General features: G+C 51.3%; 14 protein-coding genes. 9 read left to right on the top strand and 5 right to left on the bottom strand.

Annotated features, from left to right (window positions below; translation table 11 throughout):
• Positions 1–70: 70 nt before the first annotated feature.
• Genes LMED105_RS03450 through tssK form a run of 5 tightly spaced genes read right to left on the bottom strand, consistent with a single transcriptional unit; the run spans position 71 to position 8,588 of the window.
• A complete protein-coding gene (locus LMED105_RS03450) occupies positions 71–1,744 on the bottom strand; it encodes a serine/threonine-protein kinase (RefSeq protein WP_008248217.1) in 1,674 nt (557 codons plus the stop codon).
• Positions 1,741–2,349, bottom strand: a complete 609-nt coding sequence (gene tagF / locus LMED105_RS16100; protein WP_008248215.1) for a type VI secretion system-associated protein TagF — start codon at positions 2,347–2,349, stop codon at positions 1,741–1,743. Before tagF ends, LMED105_RS03450 begins: the two co-directional genes overlap by 4 nt.
• The gene (gene tssM / locus LMED105_RS03440; protein ID WP_008248212.1) at positions 2,346–5,819 is read right to left on the bottom strand and encodes a type VI secretion system membrane subunit TssM; all 3,474 of its coding nucleotides are present in this window, start codon (positions 5,817–5,819) and stop codon (positions 2,346–2,348) included. Before tssM ends, tagF begins: the two co-directional genes overlap by 4 nt.
• 43 nt (positions 5,820–5,862) lie before the next feature.
• Complete coding sequence (gene tssL, locus LMED105_RS03435; RefSeq protein WP_008248210.1) at positions 5,863–7,227, bottom strand: type VI secretion system protein TssL, long form; 1,365 nt, start codon at positions 7,225–7,227, stop codon at positions 5,863–5,865.
• The gene (tssK, locus tag LMED105_RS16095) at positions 7,224–8,588 is read right to left on the bottom strand and encodes a type VI secretion system baseplate subunit TssK (protein ID WP_008248208.1); all 1,365 of its coding nucleotides are present in this window, start codon (positions 8,586–8,588) and stop codon (positions 7,224–7,226) included. The genes tssL and tssK overlap by 4 nt, the downstream gene beginning before the upstream one ends.
• Positions 8,589–8,747: 159 nt before the next feature.
• Here tssK and LMED105_RS16090 point away from each other — a divergent pair, with 159 nt between their 5' ends.
• The 9 genes from LMED105_RS16090 (at position 8,748) to LMED105_RS03385 (ending at position 24,700) form a co-directional block, all read left to right on the top strand.
• Complete coding sequence (locus LMED105_RS16090) at positions 8,748–9,287, top strand: OmpA family protein (protein WP_008248196.1); 540 nt, start codon at positions 8,748–8,750, stop codon at positions 9,285–9,287.
• Positions 9,284–11,341, top strand: coding sequence for a type VI secretion system Vgr family protein (locus LMED105_RS03420; protein ID WP_008248195.1), 2,058 nt, complete (start codon positions 9,284–9,286; stop codon positions 11,339–11,341). The genes LMED105_RS16090 and LMED105_RS03420 overlap by 4 nt, the downstream gene beginning before the upstream one ends.
• 14 nt (positions 11,342–11,355) lie before the next feature.
• On the top strand, positions 11,356–11,814 hold the full coding sequence (locus tag LMED105_RS03415; protein ID WP_008248194.1) for a hypothetical protein: 459 nt from the start codon (positions 11,356–11,358) through the stop codon (positions 11,812–11,814).
• Entirely contained in the window at positions 11,811–13,172 is a 1,362-nt protein-coding gene (locus LMED105_RS03410; RefSeq protein WP_008248193.1) for a hypothetical protein, read from the top strand. The genes LMED105_RS03415 and LMED105_RS03410 overlap by 4 nt, the downstream gene beginning before the upstream one ends.
• Positions 13,165–13,965, top strand: a complete 801-nt coding sequence (locus LMED105_RS03405; RefSeq protein WP_008248192.1) for a hypothetical protein — start codon at positions 13,165–13,167, stop codon at positions 13,963–13,965. Before LMED105_RS03410 ends, LMED105_RS03405 begins: the two co-directional genes overlap by 8 nt.
• Before the next feature lie 11 nt (positions 13,966–13,976).
• The gene (locus tag LMED105_RS03400) at positions 13,977–14,990 is read left to right on the top strand and encodes a type VI secretion system-associated FHA domain protein (protein ID WP_008248191.1); all 1,014 of its coding nucleotides are present in this window, start codon (positions 13,977–13,979) and stop codon (positions 14,988–14,990) included.
• Positions 14,981–15,766 carry a PP2C family serine/threonine-protein phosphatase gene (locus LMED105_RS03395; RefSeq protein ID WP_008248190.1) on the top strand — a complete coding sequence of 262 codons (786 nt, stop codon included), beginning with the start codon at positions 14,981–14,983 and terminating at the stop codon, positions 15,764–15,766. The genes LMED105_RS03400 and LMED105_RS03395 overlap by 10 nt, the downstream gene beginning before the upstream one ends.
• Before the next feature lie 80 nt (positions 15,767–15,846).
• Complete coding sequence (locus LMED105_RS03390) at positions 15,847–17,547, top strand: ShlB/FhaC/HecB family hemolysin secretion/activation protein (RefSeq protein ID WP_008248188.1); 1,701 nt, start codon at positions 15,847–15,849, stop codon at positions 17,545–17,547.
• A gap of 10 nt (positions 17,548–17,557) precedes the next feature.
• Positions 17,558–24,700 (top strand): filamentous hemagglutinin N-terminal domain-containing protein, encoded by a 7,143-nt coding sequence (locus tag LMED105_RS03385; protein ID WP_008248172.1) that lies wholly within the window; start codon positions 17,558–17,560, stop codon positions 24,698–24,700.
• Positions 24,701–24,708 lie beyond the last annotated feature (8 nt).

The raw sequence follows: 24,708 nt of genomic DNA, 5'->3' as shown, positions 1-24,708 counted from the left end.
TCGTCTCCGGTAATTTTGGGCTTTTTTTGTAATGTTTCAGCCCTTGGGGAAATTTCATTCTACAGAAGAATTAATCCACCGCATCTAATGAGAACCAAGCTGCAGCCAGTCGATCAATGCAACTACCATTGGCGCACGGGCTAATTCCTTCGAGTGCATGAATTGGCGATCCAGCTTTTCCTTGATCAGCCTGAATTAAGCCGAATCCGTAGTGGTCCTGAAAGTTCAAGTGCTCGTAGTTACGCGGCTGCTCTGTTACCACCACTAGAAACTGATTTTCACCGGCAGGGCCTGCAGCTTGAATGGGTTCATTATTCGGAGGTAATTGCAGGGGCTTATTGGCTCCTATCGACAATACCGGTACACGTGCATTTGGAAGTAATTGAATCAGCGACTTGTCGCTACCACGAACATACACTGCCACGAAACCTGACTCTTGGGACTGAATTTGAAAACGCAACAAGTCCACACCAATTTTAAGCACGGTTTGTTCAATTTCGATATTCAGTGCGCTGTCGGCTCTGTCGATTACAGCTTGAAACGACGCATCCAAGTTGTTGGTCAGCTCTGGACTGATTGGTATTGGTTCAGCCGAGGCCCCATCTGTTTGAACAACAGTTGTTTTCGTGGTGTCAGCTTTTTCCTCCATGAGTTGAACATTTGGGTCAAAGTTGAATGTCGCAACCAGAGCCGTAACTGCAATCGTAGCAACAATCACTGGGCCCCAAAGCTTCATTGGCCTTATTAAGTGAGATCGTTTTGGACGTGTTTCCGGTTGAGGGTGGGCTGCCTGATCATACAGGCTCAGAATGTCTTGTGTTTCGGTTTGCAAAGCCTGCCGAAACAGCGACATGCTGGCGGTGCGGTCTTGTGGCTGCACTGCCAGTGCATGGTCAATGGCCTTTTTTACATGCGGGCTGTAGGGCAATTCCAGTCGTTCATGCAAGGGCAGGTAGCTGTCGTTCACCAGTCGCCCAACTGAAGAAGGCGGTGTTTTTCCGGTCATCAAGAAGTGAGCAACCGCTGCCAGTGCGTACACATCTGTCCAGGCACCTTGGGTCATGGAAGGCACTTCGGCATACTGCTCAATCGGTGCGTAACTCGCTTTGAGAATCACGGTGAATGGTTGCGACACACTGCCAATGGCTCGGCGCGCTGCACCGAAGTCCAGCAAGATGGGCAGGTCAGTGTTGTCTTGAATAATGATGTTCTCTGGCGAAATATCCCGGTGATAGCACTGCTGCGAATGCATTACCTCCAGTGCTTCGGTCAATACAAGCAGCCAATTCACCAGTTGTTCCTGCGCCAGCGGGGCAGCGTGGTTTTCGGCATACTGTTTCAGGTTCATGCCTTGGTACAGTGGCATCACCATGTAAGCCGTTCCGGCCATTTCCCAAAACCGGTACACCTTTACCAGCGCAGCATGGTCAAATTGTGCCAGCAGGCGAGCTTCATTGATAAAACTTCGCATGCCAGCATCAAAGGTGCTTTTATGGCGTGCCTCACGCACTTTCACAGCGCCACCCGGAATGCGTTGGGCCAATGAAGCCGGCAAATACTCTTTCAAGGCCACTTGCCGTTCAAGCATTGGATCAAGTGCTTTGTACACAATCCCGAATCCACCCACGCCAATCACATCCTGAATCTCAAATCCTTCAATCCGTGTGCCAACAGGCAGCGGTTGCTGGCCTGAATCATTGGGTATCACAGGCGCAGCCTGAATAACGGTGTTCTCGTTCATCATGGTGCGGTGCCAAGTCCAAGCAAGGTATTGAAATCGTGGCTTGCAGGCAAGCCCGCGCATTGAAGTACTGCCTTGATTGCACCGCCGTAGTCAATTTCGAACCAATGGCTTTGTGCGTCTCCGACCTGAATGGAATCCTTACTTCCCGACTCATCCATACATAGCGCAAGAGATTCTGACTTCAATTCAAACTTGTTCAGGCACCAGTCCTCGTTCAAGGCATCCGCGCACAAAGCGTGGGCTTGTTGAAACCACAGTGCGAGTGATTCAAAAGCAAGTTTATCCAGGCTGCATGAAGGCAGTTCTTGAAGCAAAACAAATGGAAATGCCCGCCCGGCTTTGTCGACCGAGGGCATCAAGACGCCGATCGCCGCATTGTTGTGAAACTCGGGTGTCACTCGCGAGCCCCACAAAAATCCGTGCATGGGCATTTTGAAATACGCGTTTGTCCACGCACTACCGTACGCAGCTTGGCCTTCTTGCATGGTGCTGCTAAGCCAAAGATCCAGTGTTTCTAGTAGCCTGGCAGGCATGTTGTGGCGGCAAAAATCGCCCACACAGGGTAGTTTGCCAAACCAGCGAAGTTTTTCGGCATGGGTGTTCATAAATTGCCCGGGCAGCGGAATTGTTTTAGCTCGGTGAGCCGCAGCGGGTTGAAGGCAGAATTGGCCAGTACTTCAAACTCAAATTGTTTGCTATCCAGATTGAAAGTCGCCCGGAATTTTTCTGGTCGCTCTGTGTTCTGAATTTGAGCTGCATCGAAAAGGCGGAACAGTGCCCAAGGTCCGTTGTATGTTTTGTAGTTTCCCTCTGAGGCCCGAACACGCAATGTGGTTGAAGGCAATTGCCCGCCCCATTGAATTCGGTGGGTGGGCTGAAACTGTTTCGAGAACATTTTCAAGTCGCCATTTGTTTCAATGTAAAACACATCACTGGGGTTACTGGCGTTGATCAAACGCATTTCCACATCGAAGCTTGCAGTCGGTTTGCTGCCTTGAAAAAATACATCGCGAATACGCGCTGCGCGCTGAAACTGCACCAGAGAAGGATTGGCCTGTGGTGCAGAACCGTCACTCAAGGGTTTCAGCGTCCAGTTCGCGCCACCTGTGTCGACCACGCTCGCCAAGCGGCTCGAAAAGAACTGATCCATCAGGCCACCGGGCCCAAAGAACCGGGCGAAGTCCTCTGTCAACACATCCAGACCTGAGCCAGGGTGAATTGGATAACGGTTTGTCACAGTGCGTCTGCACACCTCTTGCAGTGGGCGCAGGTCTGCTGTCAAATTCGCCCGTTCTGCGGCACGCCCTTGAGCGCTGCCTTGTCCCGCCAATTGACCAACAATCGCACGTACGGGCTCAGGCAGTACGCCAGCACCCACCAGCAGCGAGTCCATCGCAGACGCAGGTGGGGGTGGGACCTTGCTTTTCTTTGCGCTGGAAACAGCCGCCAGTTGTGCATACAAATCGTTCAACAAGGTTGCCACCTGGGCGTAGGCAGGCGGGTTGCCCTCAAACAGATTATTGATGTCACTGAAGTGGTCGTCCACTTGCTGTTCGAGCGGAATCTCGAAGTCGACAGGTTTGAAGTCTGACCCAGCCAGTAGAGCCAGATTGGGTGACAGCGCCTGATTGGCTTTTTGGTTGGCAAGTGCTTCGGTTTTTTCGCCAGCCTTGCTCATGGCAGAAGCCAGTCGAGTATGCGTTGAAACACCCTCGAGAAACTTTTTCAGGGGTGATTGCGGTGAGGCCAGTACGCGGGCCAAATCGACGGCCTGGTCAAATTGTGCAGGTTTTAGAATTTGTACATCTTTCAGGTAGGTGTCCCAGGTGCGAATATAGTCCCGAACATAAAGCTGACGGGCCTGTTGAAGCAAAGCTTTGGAATTCAGCTCACTGGCCCGGTTGCCTGTGGAAGTGCCCCCCATCACCCAGCTTGATTCCTGACGCAGGCGGTCCGCTTCAACTGGCAATTTCGCCAGAAAATAGCTGACATAGCCTTGGCGCGTATACAGGGCGTCCACCCCCTGGTTCAGTGATTGCCCACTGGGTCGATTGAAAATTCCAGCTGCACTGATACCAACAGTTTTGATCAAATTGAAATCCGTACCCGGTTGCGGCTTGAAGAACCGCTGCATGCGTTTGTACAAGCGTTCATCCAGCGCCTGGGCACCGATGATTTGGCGAGCGGTATCGATCAGCTCTTGATCTTTGGGTGGAAGGCTATTGGGTGCTCCCAGGTGAATTGCTGCCTCCAGGTGTAAACCAGCCGAATCCCGCAGTTCGGGCTCATAAGCCACAAAAACATTTTGCTGCCAGTCATACACCACCCAAGTCGACAAGGCTTCTGCATCATAGTGTTTGGGTGTGTGAATCATCACATAGGCTTTCAGAGATTCATATGCCAGTTCCATGTCCTGATTCAAGGCATTCCGCAACCGGTCTTCAAGGCGCTTGGCCACCCGGGGTATTAGCGCATTCGCAAGGGAATTCCGATAGGCAATTTGTTCGGCCTGTTGAAGTTTTTCATCCTGATTCAGGCCCAAGGTGTGGTTCACTGCGTCGGGGCTGGCTTGGGCTACCGCGCGTAAATCATTCAGCGCCTTGAACAATTCCTGCAGCGGTGCCAGTGCTTCTGTTGGCAAGTTGGCGGTTTGCGTGGCCAGTGCAGTGCTCCGTTCTAGAGTCTGTGCTATGGCTTCACTGTTGTTGCCGTGGCTAACCCACCACCCCAAAGACAACAATGAAACCCCAATCACTGCCACTGCGATTGTGCTGAAATAAACCAACTGCTCAAGAAGGGCTTTCTTTTTCACATAGGCAGCCAGGTGCTGTTCTGCAAACACCACCTGCGACAACACATCACGAATGAAAAAACTTTTCCCGGGGCCTTTGGCCGTTGTACCTTCAGCTGGATTGTTGGCCATCGCCGATGCAATTCGATCGAACACATTGCCGTCTTGTGTGCCGCTGGTTAAATAAACACCGCGTAGTGTCACCTGTTTTTCAAAAGGACTGTCCGACTGAAAGGCCATGCTCAGCAGGCCTTCGATGGCGGGCTTCAATTGGGCCACAGCCAATGGAAACTCAAACAGCTTTGTACATTTGTAGGCTTGTTCTTCCCGTTCCAGTCGAGCGTCTAACTGAACGCTCAGTTTCTCCATCATTTGGCCCAGAGCCTGTGGCAAATCCTTGCTTAGCGTGATGCTCAAATTGTTGGGGTGCTCGAAGTTCACGCCCCATGCTTTTGCGCGTTCCGTTTCACTCAGGCGACCAAAGGTTTCCTTGAAACCACTGAGCAAATCCAGCTTGGTTACCAGCACGTAAACTGGGGGGCACATGCCCAGGGTGCGAATCATCTCCTGCAAACGCAAGGCAATTTTTGCAGCGGTTTCCTTTCGTTTTGCTTCAACGTCCAGCAACTCTTGAATACTCAATGTCAGAAGCACACCATTGACTGGCTGCTTCGGTCTGTGTTTTTTCAGCAGACCCAAAAAAGAATTCCAGCCCGCAGCATCGGTGTTCTGATCGGAATCTTGCGTAGTGAAACGGCCTGCTGTGTCTATCAACACCGCTTTGTCTGTAAACCACCAGTCGCAGTTTCGCGTGCCGCCCACGCCCTTGACGGATTCCTTGCCCAAGGGGTCTTGCAATGGAAAACGAAGCCCGGCGTTTTTCAGTGCCGTGGTTTTTCCACTGCCGGGTGGGCCCACAATCACATACCATGGCAACTCGTACAAGCCGGGTTTGCTAAGGTACCAAGCCTTGCGGGATTGATGCTGCCTCAGCGTTTCCACGGCCTGCTTGAATATGTCATGCAGCTTGGCGGTTTGCATCTGAGATTGCTCATCCTGACGAGTCAGCCCTGCTTTCAATGCATGTTCAGCTTTGTGAACTTTCCACCATCGCCAGGCCAAGGGGCCAAATACCAGTGCGAAAATCAGCACGCTTAGTGTGCTTCGAATCCAGATGCCGGCAAAAGGCTGCGAATCCCCAATAGAAACAATTGGACCCACAAGCCAAATCAAGGCCAGAAAACCAATGAATGCCAATAGGCTGAGTACAAATTTCAAAAGCATGTTGAATACCTGGTGATGTGGAGTTCGAGATTCAGCTCTGCCTTCATTGGTTGTGAGTCAGCATGATCTCGACACGACGATTTCTTGCCCGGCCTTGCGCGCTGTCATTGGGTGCGATCGGGTTGGCAGCCCCCGCGCCTTCAGTGGCAATTGCAGTGTTCGGAAGAAATGTGGCGATGCGTTGGCCCACATGTTCCGCGCGTTCCGCGGACAGCTGCCAGTTCGATGGAAAGCGAATGGATCGAATAGGTTGGTTGTCGGTGTAGCCCGTCACCGTAATCTGTCCCGGGTGTAGCGCAAGTTTTCTGGCCACTTTCTCCACCAGCGGTATTGCACTGTCATTCAATTCAGCACTGCCGGAATTGAACAAACCGTCGCCAGTCAGAATCACAGTTGATTTATTGCCGATTTGTTTCAGGGTGAGCAATCCCGCAACAATTTCTTCCCGAAGTTGAATGGGCAATTCAGGTCCCTGTGTTACTGGAACGGGCTCACTCTGAGTCTGCGCGAATTGGGGTGATGGAAATTGAATGGATACAATTTCTGCAAATGCGTGATCCGATTGGGTATTCAAGTTGAAATACAATCCGATGAAAAACAAGGCGCCCAAAGTACTCAGGGCGCTGATTGGTAACCACAAGGGAATTTGGCGCATTCGCCTGTTGTTGCCGGGTGCTTTCGATTGCCAGAAGTCGGGGTGAAGACTGGTTGGCGTGTTGGTTGAATTGGGTTGAACCAATTGAAAAAGACGGGTTTTCAATTGACTCAGAGCAAGGTCGCCACACTGTTCAACCTTGTATTTGCCTTTGAATCCAAAGCTGAGAATCACAGCCATCACTTCTAGCAAATCCCGATTGTCGGAAGGGTTTTGCATCAACTTCTGAATCAGCGCGAAAATCTTTTCCCCACCCCAGGTTTCACTGAAAAACTGCAACAGCAAACTGTGATTGGCCCATTGGCCCGAGCCACCCCATGGGGTACCGGCGGCACGTTCATCCATGAAGGTACACAGCGCATAACGAATGGACAAACGTTCAGCCTGTACGCGCCCAATTTGTTCCAGTTTCTGATCAAGTTCAGTCAAGCCTTTTGACAGGGTGGCCGACAAAGCCTTGTGCGATGGAATATCGCTGAGCGCTCCCAAGGTACAGATCAAGCGCAGCAACGGGCTGGCATGGGCCAGCAGTTTGTTCTGGCTTGCTGTCGGGTTTGCCTGAAGTTGATGCAGCATTTGATCAAAACCGGCTTGCGCTTGCGCGTCGGGCATCCCCGTGCCGGAACCTGAGGTGGTCGATGGCCCCAAAATATTGTCGAGCGACTGAATGGCTGGCGATGCAGGTTTACCCAAGCGTGGCTTGATAATGGTGCGTTCACCACCCAGTGCGAAAAACGGATCATTGGGATTCATAGCAAACGCTCCTGTTCACGGCGAACAGCCCACAACTCCAGGCGTAGTTCAGGCAAGTCGCCGGCGTAATGAATCGCAATGTGCCCGGTTTGATCCAGCATTTTCCACAAAGGATCTGTGCGCGTTTCCAGCTGAAAATACAAATGGTCTGCGTAATAGGGCAAAGCGGCGTGCGCCTGCTGAACATGCTTTAGTCGAACACCCGGGAGGTTCAGATTGACGAGGTCGCGCAATTTCTCAACCGGACCAATTTTGACAGTGCTTGGAAATTGTCTTTGTACCAACTCCTCGGGTGCCGCAGCATGCACAGTCAGGTAAAAGTGAGCGTTGACCAGCAGGGTTCTGTCGGTAATTTGACCCAGATGAACACCCGCCTGTTTTTGTATCAAAGGAATTTGTACGGCGTGCTGGTCGTGAAGGCCTGCAAGTGCATTGCGAAGGGCTGTAAAAACTGCATCAAAAGCCAAACGCAAATTGTCATGGTCGTAGTTAGGCAAGAAGTCGGCTGCGGTGTCGTCACCATGCAATGTGACTGCACCCAAACAAGCCAGAAGTCGCAGGTAGGCAGCCTCAGGATGTACCTGTTTGCTGCGAAGCAGGTGTGCAACAATCAATCGCTGTTGTACGCAAGCTTGCAATAACAAGAAGTCCCCTATTTCCGAACTGTTGTGGCTTCCCTTGCGCACGCGTCGTTGCCGAAGCTGGTTGATTTTACTTTCCAGCAACGCCAGTACAGCTTCCAGTATTCGGCGAATGTTGGCGTTTTGAAGGCTGCACAAGCAAGGTTCAATGAAAGCATCAACAAGCTGGATTTCTGAATTTCTTGATTCACGAAATTCGCAGATCGCCAGTTGAACATGCCCTTCCTGATGAAGGTGTTCCGCACTCAAAAAAAGATTCAAGCGCGCCAGGTCAACCGCAGAGGGTTCAAGCTCAGGGTCGTAAACACTGGAAATTTCAGTGGTTTCGGCCAGGTACTTTAGCGGCGAACGGTTGTTTGTTGGTGTCTCTTCCGGTGTCCAGCCTAAATGCCTCCCCGCCCAGTGGGGTTTGGCCAGCGAAAGGTAGACCTTTCCGCTTTTCACGGCATTGGCGAAATCAAGACAGGGAGGTGCCGGGTCCTTGTCAGGAATCGAGAAGTGTGTCCCGTCCGGAAAATACCCTGATGCCTTGAGAATACCCACCTTGCCGGCCTGCAACAGATCAGGGTCCAGCTGTAGCTGATGAAAGCCGTGGCAATGCCCGTGAAAGTGCGCTGTTCGAATATGAATTTCATGGTCGAAATAGCGTTCTTGCTGCTGAAAATGTTGGGGTTGGAGAAAGAGACCTTCACTCCAGATTACACGGCTATTTTTAGTCATTTAGGGGGATGAGTTTCACTCTCTGTTGGCTGTGATGTATCACTCGTTGGGCGAATTTTTTCAAAAGGAATAGACTCGTGGCCCAAGTCGCGAAAAATCCTATCACGAGATTTTTTAAGGTGATTTTTTTACCGATGCCCTACCTATTCCGGAGTAGCTATGTTTGAAAAACATATTCTGAAGTTAGCTTTGTTGGCGCCCGTGCTCATCGGCTTGCACGCACCGTCCCATGCAGAATCGTTGGTGGTTGATTTGGCCGACACAGTTCCAGCAGTCGAGCAGGTTAAAGAGGGTTTGTTCCCCGAAGAGGCATGTGAAGAGCTTCGTAAAAACGGTTTCAAATGCATGGGGTTCAAGCCCGCAGTGCGTTTTTCAATTCCGAATGCGCATTTCCAGTTGGGATCTGCCGAGCTTCCCGCTGAACTGAAAAAGCAGTTGGATGTTTTCGCACAGGTGCTGAGTAATCGTCCATCCGATTCCCCGCCAATTGTGGTTACGGGTCATGCCGATGCCAGCGGTGACGCTTCCTTGAACCAGGTGCTTTCTTCAGAGCGCGCCAAAGCTGTTAAAACTTACCTGACTCAGAAGGGTGTATCGCCACGCTTGTTGCGTGTGGAGGGCAAGGGTGCTGAGAAGCTGGTTGACGTGAATAATCCTTTTGCTCCCGCCAATCGCCGAGTTGAAATCAGCCGCCAATGAACAGATTGATCAGCCTGAGCGGTTCAGCTCCTCTGGACGAGGTTCATTTCAGATCTGCGCGCTTGCAGGAATCACTTTCCGAGAACAGTACAGGCTCTGTGGTTCTGGAATCCGATTCTGCGCGGTTGAATGCAGACGATTTTCTGGGAAAGAATTGTTGTCTGGCCTATGAAACCCGTGAGAAAACCACGCGTTATTTTGACGGTGTGATTGTGGAAATGGAGCAGATTTCCATGTCCAGCGCAGGGCGCTGTGCCTATCGCCTGGAATTGAAATCATGGACGTGGTTGCTGGGCAAGAACCAGGAGTTTCGCGTTTACCAGAACAAGACCGTACCGGGCATTGTTTCAGAAGTAATTGGTCGCCACGGACATTCCTCAGCGCGGTTCTCCGATCGCACAATGGGCGCCAAGCGTGTTTGGGAGTATGTGGTTCAGTACGGTGAAAGTGATCTGAATTTTATTCGCCGTATACTTGAACAGGAAGGCGTTTATTTTTACTTTGAACATGGTGAGGGCCAGCACACGCTGGTACTCGCAGACTCCAGCAGTACACATCAAGTTTTTCCCGGTTATGCCAACCTGGCTTATGACCCAGCTTCGCAGAGTGGCAGGATGACCCCGGAAGAAACGATCACCAGCATGTCATTGAGGAAGTCCATTGAACCGCCAAGGCATGCACACACGGATTACAACTTCAAAACACCATCGAACTCCTTGCTGGTGAACTCACAGGGCAAGGCAGAAAGTTACAACTCGGCCTACGAGGTGTTCGAGTATCCTGGTGAGTTTGAAAATGAAGGTGAGGGTACTCACTACAGCAAACTGCGTCACGAAGAGTCTCAGGCGCGCCAGCAAACGTTCAATGCAAGCACTTCGGCAAGGGGAGTTGCAACAGGCCATTTGTTGAACACGGTTTGCAAGGACAACCCCGCGTTGTCCAAAACTTTGCTCGTAATTGGTACCCTGATCACCGTTCACGAGTCAGAGCCAGAAGCCAGTGGCGGTGCACAATCCGATTTTGATTGTCAGTTTGAAGCTATTGAGTCCAGCCAGCCTTTCAGACCCGAACGGAAATCCAGAAAACCCCAAGTCAAAGGACCCTTGCCCGCCTTGGTTGTTGGCCCGGAGGGGCGAGAGATACACACCGATGAATTTGGTCGAATCAAGATTCAGTTTTACTGGGATCGATACGGCAAACACAATCAGGACAGCTCTTGCTGGGTGCGTGTAGCCTCTCCTGTTGCTGGCAAGGGCTGGGGTTTTGTGGCCATTCCGCGCATTGGCCAGGAAGTGGTGGTGTCATTCGAAGATGGCGACCCCGACCGGCCCTTGGTTACCGGGGTTGCCTACAATGCTGAGCAAACAGTTCCCTATCCATTGCCTGAACACAAAACAGTGTCTGGCTGGCGTTCCCAATCCAGCGAGAAAGGCTCACCCTCCAACTTCAATGAACTTCGTTTCGACGACAAAATTGGCAGTGAGTATGTGTGGTTTCAGGCCGAGAAAGATTATTTAAGCCTGATCAAGAACAACAGCAACACAGAAATTCGCGGACATTCCCACTGCATGATTCACGGCAACCTGATTGAAGAAATCAAGGCCGATGTGTCGCGCACAGTGCTTGGTCAACTCAGTCAGCAGATCGACAAAGCCTTGCATTTGACGGTGAACGATGATGTGTTGGCCAAAGTTCAAGGTTTACTCGGGTTGACCAACAACGGGCAAATTGCAATTAGTACCACTGGCCAGTGCTCATTGAAATCCCAGGGCAGCACTGACCTGGATGCAGCAGGCAATTTGAACCTGAGTACCTCGGCCCAAGGCAACTTGAAAGCGGGCTCAAGCCTGAAGTTGACCGCGGGTTCTAGCCTGTCGTTGAATGTGGGTGGCTCTTCGATTGTTATTTCCGCATCGGGCATCAAATTCAGTGGCCCTGCAGTTTCAGTCAACGGAAGTGCCATGGGTGGTGACGCCTCAGCAGCTTCCCCAAGTCCGCCCGAAGCCGCACTGGCGCCCGATTTGGTAGAGCCACCCATCGATCCAATTCCCTGAGGAATTTTGCCCAGATGTTGACCGTTTACGGTGTGGCCCCTTCTGAAATTGTGTCTGGCGGATCGACGCTAGTGCAGTTTCCTCCCTTGTCGGGGCGGGCTGTGGGCGGAGTTATTCCAGTGGATTGCCAAGTCAGTGTGCTGAAACTTGCAGACTCTGCCTTGGGCTCCACTGCGTTCTGGCCCTGGAAGCCCATAGAGCGAGGCTACGTAATTTCCAGCAGAAATGTGCAGTCCAGTTTGCTTAAGAATCACCTGCGAGAGGTTCGTCATCTTCAAGATTCCTCTGGCTGTAATCGAATTTGGCCCTGGTTTGATCCGCGTTACCTGAAGCTTGCCTTGAACACCCTGGCAGGACAAGAGTTGGTCAAACTGTTTGGTCCAGTGGAGTCGTTTGGTTTTGCCGATGAATCCGGTGTGGAGGTGTTTCAACTGAGGTCTGGGCTTGTTCATGTTACACAGGTGCGCCGTTGATCACGATTGATCTTCAAGCCAGTTTCAATGAGCAGGCACGCGCTGATCACTTGCGGCGCATGCATGTGCTGTTGAGCTCGCTCGATCTGGATCAAAGCTACAGCTTAAAACCAGATTTCACCGAGTCACTTTCAGCCGCAATTGATTTGCTGGAAGCCCATGATGTAACCCAGGCGTATTCGCAAGCCTGTGTCTTGCTCAGCTTGTTTGCAGGTCAGGTGAGCATTCAGGGTATATCGAGTGAAACCGACCCTCAAACCAATGTTTTGCGTAGCATGCAACAGGCTTTGAGCGCCGGAGTGTCCCCAAGCGCCTTTCATTGTCTGTATGAATCATTGGCCGGTCTCGGGCGATTTGATCAGCCGTGGCCAAGCGGGCAATTGCAGATCAATTTGATCGACCTGCTGGCCGCCGTTCAAATAGGCAGTCAGCCAACGAAAATTCCGTGCAATCAAACAGGTAATTTGGCCACTGACGTAAGCACCATCGCTGGTGAGCTGGTGAACTGGTTCAGAACAGACTCTGGTTTTGTACATCAGGTCTTCGGACAATTCACTCCCGATTATCTGATTGCACAGGTCTGTAAAAATTCATTACCAGCAAATGATTTGGTCATTCATGTAGACCCCGTATTTGAGCGTTGTGAAATTGGTTGGCAAAACAGGTCTGGATTCCTTGCACTTCAGCGTATGGAGCTGATTGACAAGCGGCTTGTTCAGCTGGATTTTAAACAGCGCAGTTTGTCCTGCTCGCCTGAAGAAAAACAGGGCTTGCAATCAAGATGGTCTGATTCAGGAGTACTGATTGAGCCGGTGGTGCAACAGTCCAATTCCTGGCTCAGCACGGATTTGAACTTTCGTGCCCAATGGATGATTCATGAAGGCTTGATTGAATTTGTTACCACAGCGGACATGCAGCTTCGTGCAGCCGCAGATGATTTCAAATGGCAGGCCCAACTGATTCACAAACATGTGTCGGTGAATTTGAGCATACAAACCGAACGCGATATCCACGTTCACTGGCAACACAGCGAGAAACAATTGCCAGGATTGTTGCCGCTGGGCGAGCCATTGTGGCTGGCGCAATACAGGTTGCCTTTGCATGTTCAGGTGTGCAGCGTTGTTGGTGTGGGTAAACCGCTCATTCGCGCTGCCAGCCCTTTGGCGGGTGAACTTGTTTTCAGTGTGTCAGCGGTGGTTAATCCTGAAAATCGGGCACTGGAGGTGGTACTGACTGTTGATCATTCCGAATTGGTTTGCGACTGGCAAAGTGTCGATCCAGTCAAGGGCTGGGCCTTGGGCCGCTGGCACTTGGCAGCGTCTGCGCGAATCATGCAACAGGGCCTTCAGCATGGATAAAACCCTGTTGTTGCGCGCCAGTGTGCAGGGTCAGAATGCTTTGCTGACTCTGAACGGCATGGTGCTTGGCAAGTTACAAAATGGGCGAGAACTGGTGTTGCCCATCCATGAGTATGTTCAGTCGGGCGAAAACAGAATTCAGGTGATTCTGTTACCGGGTGCTTCAATGCAAGGCACGTCATCGAATTCTGACCATGCCCTGCTGACGCAAAACTGCAGCACAGCCGTGTGGGTTGAACTTCAAAAAGACCGTGGGCCTGATGTGCTGGTGCAGCCACGGGTGTTATTTGAATTGAAAACTGCTTTTCAACGTGGGCAGCGTTTGAGAAAAAACCGTTTGCTGGATTCGACAGTTGACTTGCCGGTTTCCTTTCCCCGTTGGCGCTATCTCGATGTATTGCCTTCCACACACGGTGCAAATGATTCGGCACTGATTGAAGATTTTCTGCTGAATATGTTTGCCCAATTCAAGTCAGGCAAGGCATCTGCCTTGCTGCCGTTTTTTACCGTTCGCAATCGCGAATTGGCTGCGGCTTATGGTCTCGACCCACAAAATGTAGTCAGCGATTTCGCAGCACATCTGACACATCTTTGCACACAATCCGAGTTGCTTGAATCCGCGCTGGATCCCCAACACTGGCAGTTTAAATGCGTTCGCCAATCTCCAGTTCACGCATTGCTGGATATCAATCACGCGCCGCTGCTGCAATGGAAATGCAAGCTGAGCGGAGCCACCCTTCAACTGCCCATGCATGTGGGTGTGTTGGGTAGTGAAGTATTTGTATTGCGCTGAGGGTGGGTTGAATGTATTCCAACTTTGAATTCCAGATTACCCGCGATGGTCAGGCGGACAAGGCAATCGAACAGTGGCCTGTGCCCTTGCAGGGGGGGTCGATTGGCCGCTCGCCCGATTGCACCTGGGTGTTGAAAGATCCCCAACGGGTGGTGTCGCGTTTACACGCACAGGTACTTGTTGAGAATTCCCAATGCCACTGGACAGACCTTGGCACCAACAGCACCTTGGTTAACGGCAAACCCATGCCCCAGAATCAATCCGTGCCCTTGAGTCCCGGCGATGTGCTGCGAATTGGTGATTACTCAATCATTCTTGCGAAGGTTGCCGCGAATTGGAACGGATTCGAGGACTTGATGCCGAGGCCCGAAATTGATCCTCTGGAATCCTGGTTGCCACAACCAGCTTCTAACGTCGAGATCGACGATCTGTTGGCAGCTTTCGGTATGCCCTTGCCGCCTGTCGAAAGCGAAATCGAAGAGAACATTTCGCCGTTGGCCCAGCGCATGTATGTGGGTTCCCAACAAGCTGATTCAGCTGTTCGAGGTGTGGTGGCTGAACAGCCGACAACACCCCCCACAATTCAGGATGTGGAGAAGTTGCACCACTTGTTGGGTATCTGCGTTCAAGGTTGCATGCAATTGCTTTCAGCGCGCCGAATTTTCCAGGAAGAAACGGGCAGCAAGCTGACCAGTATTTCCGCGAAGGGCAATAATCCACTGAAGTTTTCTGCATCACCGACTGAAGCCATGGGCAAACTGCTTGGCGATAATTCACTGGCTTATCTGGATGCAGAGCAGGCCTTTGAGCAGGCGTTTCAGGATATTCAGGCGCACATGCAACTGAGTGTTGCGCGAATTCAAGTATTGATTGAGCAGGTTCAGGGTGGTCTGGATCCAGCTGTGATCGCACAAGAGATCAATCGGCAAGGTGGATTGAGTTTGAGTCTCGAACTCGCCAGAAAAGCACGCATGTGGGACCTTTATTGCGATCGCTACCGGCATCTGGCGGGCACATGGAGTTGACCATTCAACTGGGTGGCGCACACGAAGGGCGATTGTTGCAAGTACAGGTTACACAGCGTACCGACATTGGTAACCGCCCGGAAAATCAGGACGCTGTTGGGCATAAATTATTTGGAGACTGGCTGGTGTGCGCGCTGGCAGACGGTGCTGGTGGTCATCGCGGCGGGCAGCTTGCTGCTGCCTTGGCTGTTGAAATGTCTTTGAGTGCATTTGAACAATCACCCACGCTGGAAAGATCACGCTTGCTGGAACTGATGCAACAGGTGAATCAAAATATTTTGCATCAACAGACCACACACCTCGATTGCTCAGACATGCACACCACCGTTTGTCTTTTGGTGATCAATCAACGATCTGCACAAGCAGTTTGGCTGCATGTCGGCGATTCGCGTGTGTATCACTTTCAGCAAGCTGTGCTGTGCTCAAAAACCAGGGACCACAGTGTGTTGCAGTGGATGATTGACCATCAACAATCCGATGGTCAAGCCAGTCGAAACGCGTTGTATACCGCATTGGGTGAGCAAAACGAACATCTTCACATGGATGTGACCGAGCCTTGCTGCTTGTTGGCTGGGGACTGGTTCTTGATGTGCAGCGATGGTTTGTGGGAACACCTCAATGACGACGAGCTCGCATTGCTGGGCACCAGCCTGTGGTGCGCAGAGGATTGCAATGCCCACATTCATCAACTGGCATTTAATCGCGCCTTGGGGCGGGCAGACAACCTCAGTAGCATTTTGATCTTTGTGGGTGAGGGGGGTGCTCAATTCGGTTGACACCATACCAATGACCCAATTTCCTGGTTTCCGGTTTTGATGTTTCACTCCGGTTCGCTCTCATTCCAAGTGCCTATTCCATGTTGACCAACCGATACACAATTGCCCTGTTACTGCTCACACTTGCCTGGCCGGTGCAGGCCCAAGTGTCTACGCCCGCCCCCTTTATCAATCCCGAGTCTGCTACGCCTGCTGTGGAAAAAGAAGCAGAGCCTGTCATCGACAATCAGGCTGAAAGAAAGGCGGCCCCTGAGTTGGGCAAGCCGTTGAACGATGTATCTCTGAATGTCAGCGCTTATCGAATTGAAGGTGTCGAAGCCACGCATCTGAACGATATTCAGGGATTGCTGATGCCGTACGTGGGCGAAAAGCGTTCGTTTGAAGACCTCAGCAGTGCAGCACAGGTGGTGACTGCATTCTTGCAACGTGAATTGGGCTATTACCTTGCGTATGCCTATTTGCCCGCGCAAGACATTAAAAACGGTGTGGTGACCATTGCCGTGTTGCCCGGTGTGCTGGAGTCAGTCGAAGTGGTTTGGCCTGCAGAAGAACTGCGCGTGAATCGGGATATTGTTGAAGCGCACTTGAAGCGTTTAAAGCCCGGTACGGTCATTCGTGTGGAAGAGGTAGAGCGGGTGGTGTTTCTGCTCAATGACTTGCGTGGCATTCGAATGTCATTTGCCATCAAGCCTGGCACACAAGCAGGCAAAGCAATTCTGGTTGCAACACCCAGCAATGACAAGGCACTGACCGGCAGTGTTGGCCTGGATGCAAACGGCTCGCGGTACGCAGGCACGTACCGTGGCATTGGCACCTTTTCCTGGGAAAGTCCGTTTGGCTTGGGTGACTCGTTTTCGGTCAGTCATCTTCAATCTGAAACAGGTGGTTTGGACTTCACGCTGCTGGGTTACACCCTGCCGGTTGGTGCGGATGGATTGAAGTTGGGTGTGAACGTGTCTACCGTGAATTATTCACTTGAGGAAAACGATTTTCCCTTGGGTTTGAATGGCGATGCAGAATCGCTGGGTGTATTCGCGCTGTATCCCCTGGTGCGTTCACGCAACCTGAATGTGTTTGCACTGACTGGGTATGACAAAAAGGAGTTCACTGACAGGCAGAGCCTGTCTGGTTTGGAAACCGTGAAGGAAGTGGATTCATTTCGCCTGGGTCTCAGTGGCGACTCCCGTGATAGCCTGGTGGGCGGCGGTCTTAACTTCTTCAACTTCAACGTAGAGGAAAGCAAAACGAATTATCCGGGTGGTGTGCCGTTTGGTCTGGACGATGAACTTAACACCATGCGTGTGAACTACTCGTTTGGTAGGTTGCAATCTGTTGTGCCCGGCAAGTTGATGCTGTGGAGCTTCTTGCGTGGTCAATATGCACTCGACAATCTTGACAGCAGTGAACAATGTTCGCTGGGTGGTGCTACGGCTGTACGCGCATTTGCACAAGGTGAAACTTCTGGCGACAGCTGCGATTTGTTCACGCTGGAAGCGCGCTATTTGCCCTCTGCCAACTGGTTTGGCAGTGCGGCGCGTGAATTGTCTTTCAATGTGTTTTTTGATCAAGGCCGTGTTCGTTTTCGCGAAGACACCAGCAATCAGCCCGCAGGATTCAACAACCATGCCGAACTGGCTGGTTACGGCCTTGGTTTAGCTTGGGACAGGCAAGACATTTTCACATTCAACTTGAGTTTGGCCTGGGAGCTGGCGGGTGTTCGGCAGTCTGATCCGAAACGCCAAAGCCCAAGAATCTTTGCATCTTACATCTACTATTTCTAAGAGAATTTTTATGACTTCCGCAACTTGCAAGCCGAATTCGTCCTTCCCACTCAAGCCACTGGCAGCTGCCGTGTTGCTGGTGTTCAGTGCCAATGTGCAGACTGCGCCGATTCTTGATGGCGTCTTGGGCAATAACCTTGATCTGGACGTGTCATTGCCCGGCACCACTGTGATCACTCAGACAGTCAATCAACGTGATGTGATCAGGTGGCAGGAGTTTTCCATCGGCAGCGGAGAAACAGTTCGATTTGTTCAGCCCGGTGCCGATTCTGTCATTTTGAATCGGGTTGTCGGGGGTAATTCATCTGAAATTTTCGGCAGCCTGGTGGCCAATGGTCGAATTTTCCTGATCAACCCAAGTGGTATTGTGTTTGGTGCGGGTTCTCAGGTGAATGTGGGTAGTCTTGTAGCGTCTACATTGAATCTCAAGGGCAATGGTAACGGCAATGGCCAAATGCCCGGTCAAACAATTGAGTTTGAAACAGGTGCAAATGCCGGAGGTATTCTCAATGCTGGCAGCATCACTGCAAAAGACATCGTATTCCTGGCGCCTTCCATTACAAACTCGGGAAATCTGACAGCAGGATTGCAACCACAACATCAGGCTGGGTCTGGCGTGTCGGTGAATCTTATTGCAGCCAAGGAGGTCACCGTAAATACCTCGGGCAGTGACCTGGTTGTTCAGGCAGTTGAAGGTCACAACAACGCCTTGATTCAACAGCTTGGCCAGGTGCTGGCCGAGGGCGGACGGATTATTTTGTTGGCCAGTGCCTCGAACAACGGCGATCCCAGTGTAATCAACACGGCTGGTGTAAACCAGGCTTCACGAATTTCAATTGAAGGTGATTTGATTCAATTAACAGGTAGCCTCAACGTGGGTAATCCACAGGGTACCGTAGACGTTGTTGCGGGTGAAGTTGGCCAAATGCGCAATGGCCAAAGTGCTGCTTTGCTGTCTGACGGTGGCTTGAGTATCAATTCAAGAGGTGATTTGAGTTTAAACAACGCTGGCAATGACTTCACTGGCTCGGTCGATTTGACAGCGACTGGGTCAGTTGCAGTTCATGATTCCAACAATCTGCAAGTTTCGGTCGATTCAGGCGGTGAAGCCACACTCATTGCTCAGAACCTTGCCATCAGAAGCCTTGCTTCTGATGGCCTCACGGTCAATGCCAGTAGCAGGATCGAGCAGACTGGCCCGGTGCAGGTGAATGGAAGCACCGTATTGAATGCGAATGAAATCAACCTAGGGAATCAGGCAAACCAGTTTGATGGCAACGTATTGATTAACAGCACTGCGGGTACTACTTTACACACCAATGGTGAGTTGAACATTTCAGGTTCTGCCGCGCAACTGAACTTGACAGCGGCCGAAATTACACAGAGTGCTGCACTGTTAGTTGCTGGTTTATCCACCCTGAATGCCAATCAGGTCAATCTAGTAGAGTCCGACAATGATTTCGCAGGCAATGTCGAACTTGCGGTGACTGGTGCAGCCACTTTAATTGATGTGAATAGTTTGGCTGTGTCGGGGTCTGCTGGTGTAGTCACTTTGTCAGCTGTCAATCAAGTGCAGTTAAACGAACTGACAGTTGAAAGTTTGAATGTTACTGCGGCCAACATTGCACAGAACGGAACACTGAGTGTGCAGCAAGGTACACGTTTGAATGCAAGCGCAGTTCAGTTGGCGGACGCATCCAATGATTTCGGCGGCAATGTCGAGCTCAGCAATGTGGTAGGCGCCGAGCTAGCTGACGAGGGCGAGTTGTCTTTGTCAGGGCAGGCCGATAACCTGATTACAACCGCCCGCAATATTACGCAGTCGGGACAAACGGGGCCTTTGACAGTTAACAACACAGTAACTTTCAATGGCGAGAATGTTGACTTAACTCAGCTTGGCAATATATTTGGCGGCCAAGTTGTTCTCAATCTGGATGGTCAGGTTCAATTGAGCAGCGCCGAGGGTATTGCGGTCTCAGGTCGGACTGCAAGCGCAGTTTTCAACGTAGATTCGATTCGTCAAGGTACTACTGAAGCCGATGCGCTGAATGTGCTTGGGCAAATGCACATAAACAACAGCAATTCTGTTCAGCTGGACAACGCGGCAAACCGTTTCGGTTCAAGTGTGGTTCTGCACAATGCAGGCGCAGTAAATTTGAATGGCAACGATATTCTGACTGTTCAGGGTTCTGCCGATGATGTTGCTTTGACAACCGGTACCAATGGACAGATCGTTGTAAACGGCTTGAATGCAAACAGCCTGCGTGCAACAGCAACACGAATTGATCAAACCGATTTTTTGAATGTGACAGGCACCAGCGCACTGGGTGCACAACATATTGATTTGACTGAGTCAGGCAATAATCAATTCGGCTCTACGGTCACACTTGCTTCCAGTGAAAGCGCAGCAATAAAAGCCAACGGTACATTGACTGTGGCAGGCAATGTTGTCAGCGGTAGTGTTGAAGCTGATTCCCTGGTGTTCAACAGTTTGACTGCAAGCAACGGCCTTGCAATGAGCGCAGACAACATCATGCAAAGCATGGATGTTGATCGTGCCCTGCAGGTGCAAGGTGAAACCCGGATCAACAATTCGGGTGCCGTTGCGTTGAACAATGCAATGAACGATTTCAATGGCAATGTGGTTTTGAATACCCAAGGTTCTGTGCGTTTGCGTGACAGCAATACCTTGACGATCGAGGGGCAGACCGGTTCGCTTGACCTGACAGCGCTATCCATCGCACAAAGTGACTCACTTGTAGTGGGGACCACCGCTGCCTTGAATGCCGCTGCAGTCAGCCTGAATAACCCTGCCAATGATTTTCAGGGGCAGGTTAACTTGCTTGGCAATGCACGTGTCAGTTTGCGCGACGAAAACACATTGAACGTGGCAGGCAATACACAGGAACTTGTGTTGAATGCAAACACTGTTGAAATCAGTAACGCGCTGACAGTGAATGAAAGCCTGACCTTGACTTCAAATGTTGTGACACAGGCTGCCTCCGGTGCGGCGGCCTTGATTGTTGGAGGTGATACGCGCATTGAGCACCGCAACAACAGCAGCAATACCTTGGTACGGTTGATTAACGCTAACAACGATTTTGTTGGCCTGGTTACTTTAAACAATCAAGTCAATGTTGAACTGGCTGACCGAAATATGCTGACCGTCCAAGGTGACGTGGGTACTTTGAATGTCAGGGCATCACAGCTGGCTCAGGCCGGTTCACTGACTGTTCGAAACAATGCGACCATGGAAGCAGCCGCGGTTGATTTGAATCATCAAGCCAATGATTTTCAGGGACGCTTGAGTCTGAATGTTGCAGGCGATGCTCAAGTGGCTGATACCAATAGCCTGCGTGTGGCGGGTAATGTCAACACAGCAACCATGAATGCAAGTACCTTGATTGTGGATGGTTTGGCTGCTCAGGGCAACGTAACTTTCAATGCCGCATCCACCGGGCAAAGTAGTGTACTTTCGGTGGCAGGCGCCAGTACTTTTAATGGAGACTCGATCGCGCTGGACAACCTAGCGAACAGCTTCAGTGATGTGGTGCATTTGAATTTGACTGGTGCAGCATCCATCACCGCCAGCGGTGGGCTGAACGTATCAGGCACTGCCACTTCAGTGAATGCAAGTGCGAATTCGCTTTCTGTGTCCAGACTTGCTTCAGAAAATATCGTGCTTCAGGCGGACCAACTTGAATTGAACAACTTTAGCGCCACGGGTAATTTGACCTTGAATGGTGGCAATGTAATTCAGCAAGGTGCTTTGCAGGTGGGGGGTACAACCACCCTGGGGGCTAGCAATGTGACTTTGCAGGATGAAGCCAACAATTTTGTTGGCAATGTGGTCCTGAGTTCTGCTGGCAGTGTGAACCTGCGCGACCAGCAAGTAATTGAGTTGCGAGGTTCAGCAGGCAGCTTGAACGTGCAGGCAGGCACAGAAATTAATCAGTCGGGTGCATTGAATGTGAATGGCAACAGCAACCTGGCTGCACCTACAATCAACCTGATTAATACAGCGAACAGTTTTGGCGGCGGCGTTACTGTTAATGCCACACAGCAGGCAACAGTGAATGCCATTGGAGACCTTTTGCTGGGGGGCAATGCAGCAGCATTGACCGTAACCGCACAGAATGAACTGGACTTGAGCAATTCAGTGTTGGGTAGCTTGAATGCGACCGCACAGCACATTACACAGACGGGTGAGTTGTTGGTGACTGGTGCTACTGAATTGACTGCACAGACAGTCGATTTAAGGAATGAACACAACAATTTCAGCGGCCCAGTAATACTTGATGTGGCGGTGCAGACGGATATCTCAGACAACAATGATTTGCTGCTTCAAGGTCAATCGCAAATTTTGAATACATCAGTTGTTGGTACCTTGACCGCCGGAGAACTCAGCATTGCCAGTGGAACTTTGATTGCAGGTGAGATCAATGTGAACCAACTTGAAGTGGCGAACAGTGCAGAACTGCAAGCTGGCAAGGTTACCCAAACGCAGGCCAGCCAAACTGGAGGAAGCTTGACACTTCGCGCAAACGAGGTTGATCTTGCCCAGGCTGGCAACGACTTCAATGGTCAAATTATTCTGCAAAATGTTGACACTGCAACCATTAGCGACACCAATGATCTTGCCTTGAGTGGCCGTGTGAATGCATTGCTTGTCAATGCCCAGCGAATCACCCAGCAGCAAAGCGAGTCAGATGCCCTGAGTATTCAGGGCAGGGCCGACTTGCGCGCAGCAAATATTGATCTTCAGAATTCTGCCAACAACTTCGGGGGTGTTGTTGATCTGCAGGTCAGCGACTCGGTACATTTGCGCGATATCAATAACCTGACGGTTCAAGGTGATGTAGGTACCTTAAATGCTAGGGCATCACAGCTGACTCAGGCTGAGTCACTGACTGTTCGAGACAACGCGACCATTGACGCCGCTGCTGTTAACCTGAATCATCAAGCCAATGACTTCCAAGGCAATGTGACATTGAATGTCTCGGGTACAACGGTCGTTGCTGATGCGAATGTGCTGAATGTGTCGGGTCAATTGAACGGCGCAGCGGAGTTGCGTGCCCAGTCGATTGAACAAAACGGTACGCTGACCACAAATTCCAGTGTTTTGCTGCAAGCTGATCATGTCGATTTGGGTAATCAAGGTAACACTTTCAACAAATTAGTTCGTGTGGAAGGTGCGAGCGAGGCAACTTTGAGCAGTGCCGGTACCTTGCGGTTACAAGGTGCAAATTTAGGTACTTTGAATCTGCAAGCACAAGAGGCCAGTTTGGGTGAGCTTGGTGAGTTGCAGCAGCTAAATGTAGCGGCTGCTGAAGTTCGCCAAACAACCGCTTTGAATGTGAAGGGTGATACAAACCTGCGCAGTAGCCTGATAAATCTGAACAATCCAGACAACGATTTTGTCGGGAAGATCACGGTTCAAAATCTGGATTCCGCCATCGCAAGCGTGTCAATTACAGACAAAAATGATTTGTCCATGCAGGGTGAAAACCTCGCCCTGACCGCACGCGTGTTGGGCAACTTTGAATTGCAAGCCAACAATGTGGAGCTTGGTAGCACGCAAGTGGATGGTGCAAGCCAGATCGAATTGACTGGTGCATTGACCCAAAGCAGGTCGGTCATGTTGAATGATGCAAGCTTGATTGCAGCCCGAATCAGTTTGACCAATTCCGGCAACCGGTTCAATGGCAACACGCAAGTACAGTCAGGGGGTTCGGTTGCGCTGGGGACCAGCGGCAACTTGAATATCAGTACCACCTCATCGACTGGTACTTTGGCCCTGAATGTAGGGGGTAATGCGGAAGTCAGCGGCATGCAGGTGCAGTTTGCGGATTCGCAATTCGATGGTGAACTGACAGTGTCTGCCAATCAAATTTCCCAAGTGGGGCGGTTGCAGGTTGGGGGCGATGCCCGGTTTGAATCAATCGGCGGCGAAATTGATTTGCAGCATGCAGCCAACCGCTTTCGTGGCACGGTCAGTGCCAGCGCGGAGCAAACCCGTTTGTCGACCGTGGGCGACATGCAGTTGTTGAACCTGAACAGTCGGGGCGGGCAGTTGACAGCCGATGGCCGCATGCTTCTGCTGGGCACCATTGTGCAAACGGGTGGTGCTTTAACCTTCGCTGCGAAAGGCGTGTCGCGACCATTGTCTTCTGCCGACATTGCTCTGGTGTTGCCACCTTCTCTGGATGTGTTCTCCAGCAAAGAAGCGGTGAATCCATTCACTGGACTTGGTCGAATTGCTGTGGCCAGCCCGATGATTCATCAACGTTCAGGGCAATTGCTCACCACTGCTGGTGCCACAACCCAGTTCAATTCACCTGAAAACGGTTCAATTGTCCTGACGCAGAATAACCAGATCAATGGTCAGGTGGGCGTACTGGCCGGGCAAAGTCACAATCAATCTTTCTCTTATGTGGCAGATCGTGGCGCGAGTCTGTTTGCAGTTAACAACGATGTGCGGTTGAATATTGGAGGGCAGGGTGCCGAGGCAGATTTGATTGCCGTTCGAGCGCGTGGCTTGACCACACAGGGCAGTGACGCGGTGATTCGTGCACGCATGCCTTACAACGACCTTGCTGTGGGTACAGCGCGCTCTTACGCAGGCCTGACACTTTCAATACCCTTGGGGGGAGTGAATGGGCAACCGGGTGGTTTGGCCACATTTGGCGAATCGTCTGGTTCAGGACAGTCGGCAGGTGCCGGTGCCATTCGGGTTGAAGTTGGTGGCATCAATCGTCCGGGCTTGGGTGGTTTCCTCACAGTGCTTCCCTTTGAGGGCAGTAATCTGTTGCCTGGGCAAGTGGTTTATCTGGCGGGTCCGGAGCGCAAGGGCACTCAGGCGTTTTTCTACGACGGGGCCCGCAGTCTGGATCGCATTCCCGTGGTTTACAATGGCACCCTACTTTTGTCGCCTCAGGAATCAGCAGCCTTGACCACCGCTCAAGGTGCTGTTGTGCTGGCCCGCCAAGAGCAAACTCGTTCAGTGGTTCGCACTGAAAATGTGGCTGGAAAAATTATTAACGGCGTGGTGGTGGAAGTAGGCCCAGGCCGGCCCGCAACCGAGGGCGAGGGCGGTGCTGCGAAACCGGTTACCTGCAATACGGAAGTCTCAGGCCTAAGCTGCGCACCCTGATAATGTTG

Origin of the sequence: Limnobacter sp. MED105 (assembly GCF_000170915.1) — a bacterium.
Lineage (GTDB): Bacteria > Pseudomonadota > Gammaproteobacteria > Burkholderiales > Burkholderiaceae_B > Limnobacter.
This window is presented reverse-complemented; position numbering and strand designations above follow the sequence as displayed.

Bases quoted from the DNA above. Each gene is read 5' to 3' on its own strand.
- tagF (WP_008248215.1), bottom strand. From the start codon at position 2,349: ATGAACACCCATGCCGAAAAACTTCGCTGGTTTGGCAAACTACCCTGT.
- LMED105_RS03415 (WP_008248194.1), top strand. From the start codon at position 11,356: ATGTTGACCGTTTACGGTGTGGCCCCTTCTGAAATTGTGTCTGGCGGA.
- LMED105_RS03395 (WP_008248190.1), top strand. From the start codon at position 14,981: ATGGAGTTGACCATTCAACTGGGTGGCGCACACGAAGGGCGATTGTTG.
- LMED105_RS03450 (WP_008248217.1), bottom strand. From the start codon at position 1,744: ATGATGAACGAGAACACCGTTATTCAGGCTGCGCCTGTGATACCCAAT.
- LMED105_RS16090 (WP_008248196.1), top strand. From the start codon at position 8,748: ATGTTTGAAAAACATATTCTGAAGTTAGCTTTGTTGGCGCCCGTGCTC.
- tssK (WP_008248208.1), bottom strand. From the start codon at position 8,588: ATGACTAAAAATAGCCGTGTAATCTGGAGTGAAGGTCTCTTTCTCCAA.
- tssL (WP_008248210.1), bottom strand. From the start codon at position 7,227: ATGAATCCCAATGATCCGTTTTTCGCACTGGGTGGTGAACGCACCATT.
- LMED105_RS03405 (WP_008248192.1), top strand. From the start codon at position 13,165: ATGGATAAAACCCTGTTGTTGCGCGCCAGTGTGCAGGGTCAGAATGCT.
- LMED105_RS03385 (WP_008248172.1), top strand. From the start codon at position 17,558: ATGACTTCCGCAACTTGCAAGCCGAATTCGTCCTTCCCACTCAAGCCA.
- LMED105_RS03400 (WP_008248191.1), top strand. From the start codon at position 13,977: ATGTATTCCAACTTTGAATTCCAGATTACCCGCGATGGTCAGGCGGAC.
- LMED105_RS03390 (WP_008248188.1), top strand. From the start codon at position 15,847: ATGTTGACCAACCGATACACAATTGCCCTGTTACTGCTCACACTTGCC.
- LMED105_RS03420 (WP_008248195.1), top strand. From the start codon at position 9,284: ATGAACAGATTGATCAGCCTGAGCGGTTCAGCTCCTCTGGACGAGGTT.
- tssM (WP_008248212.1), bottom strand. From the start codon at position 5,819: ATGCTTTTGAAATTTGTACTCAGCCTATTGGCATTCATTGGTTTTCTG.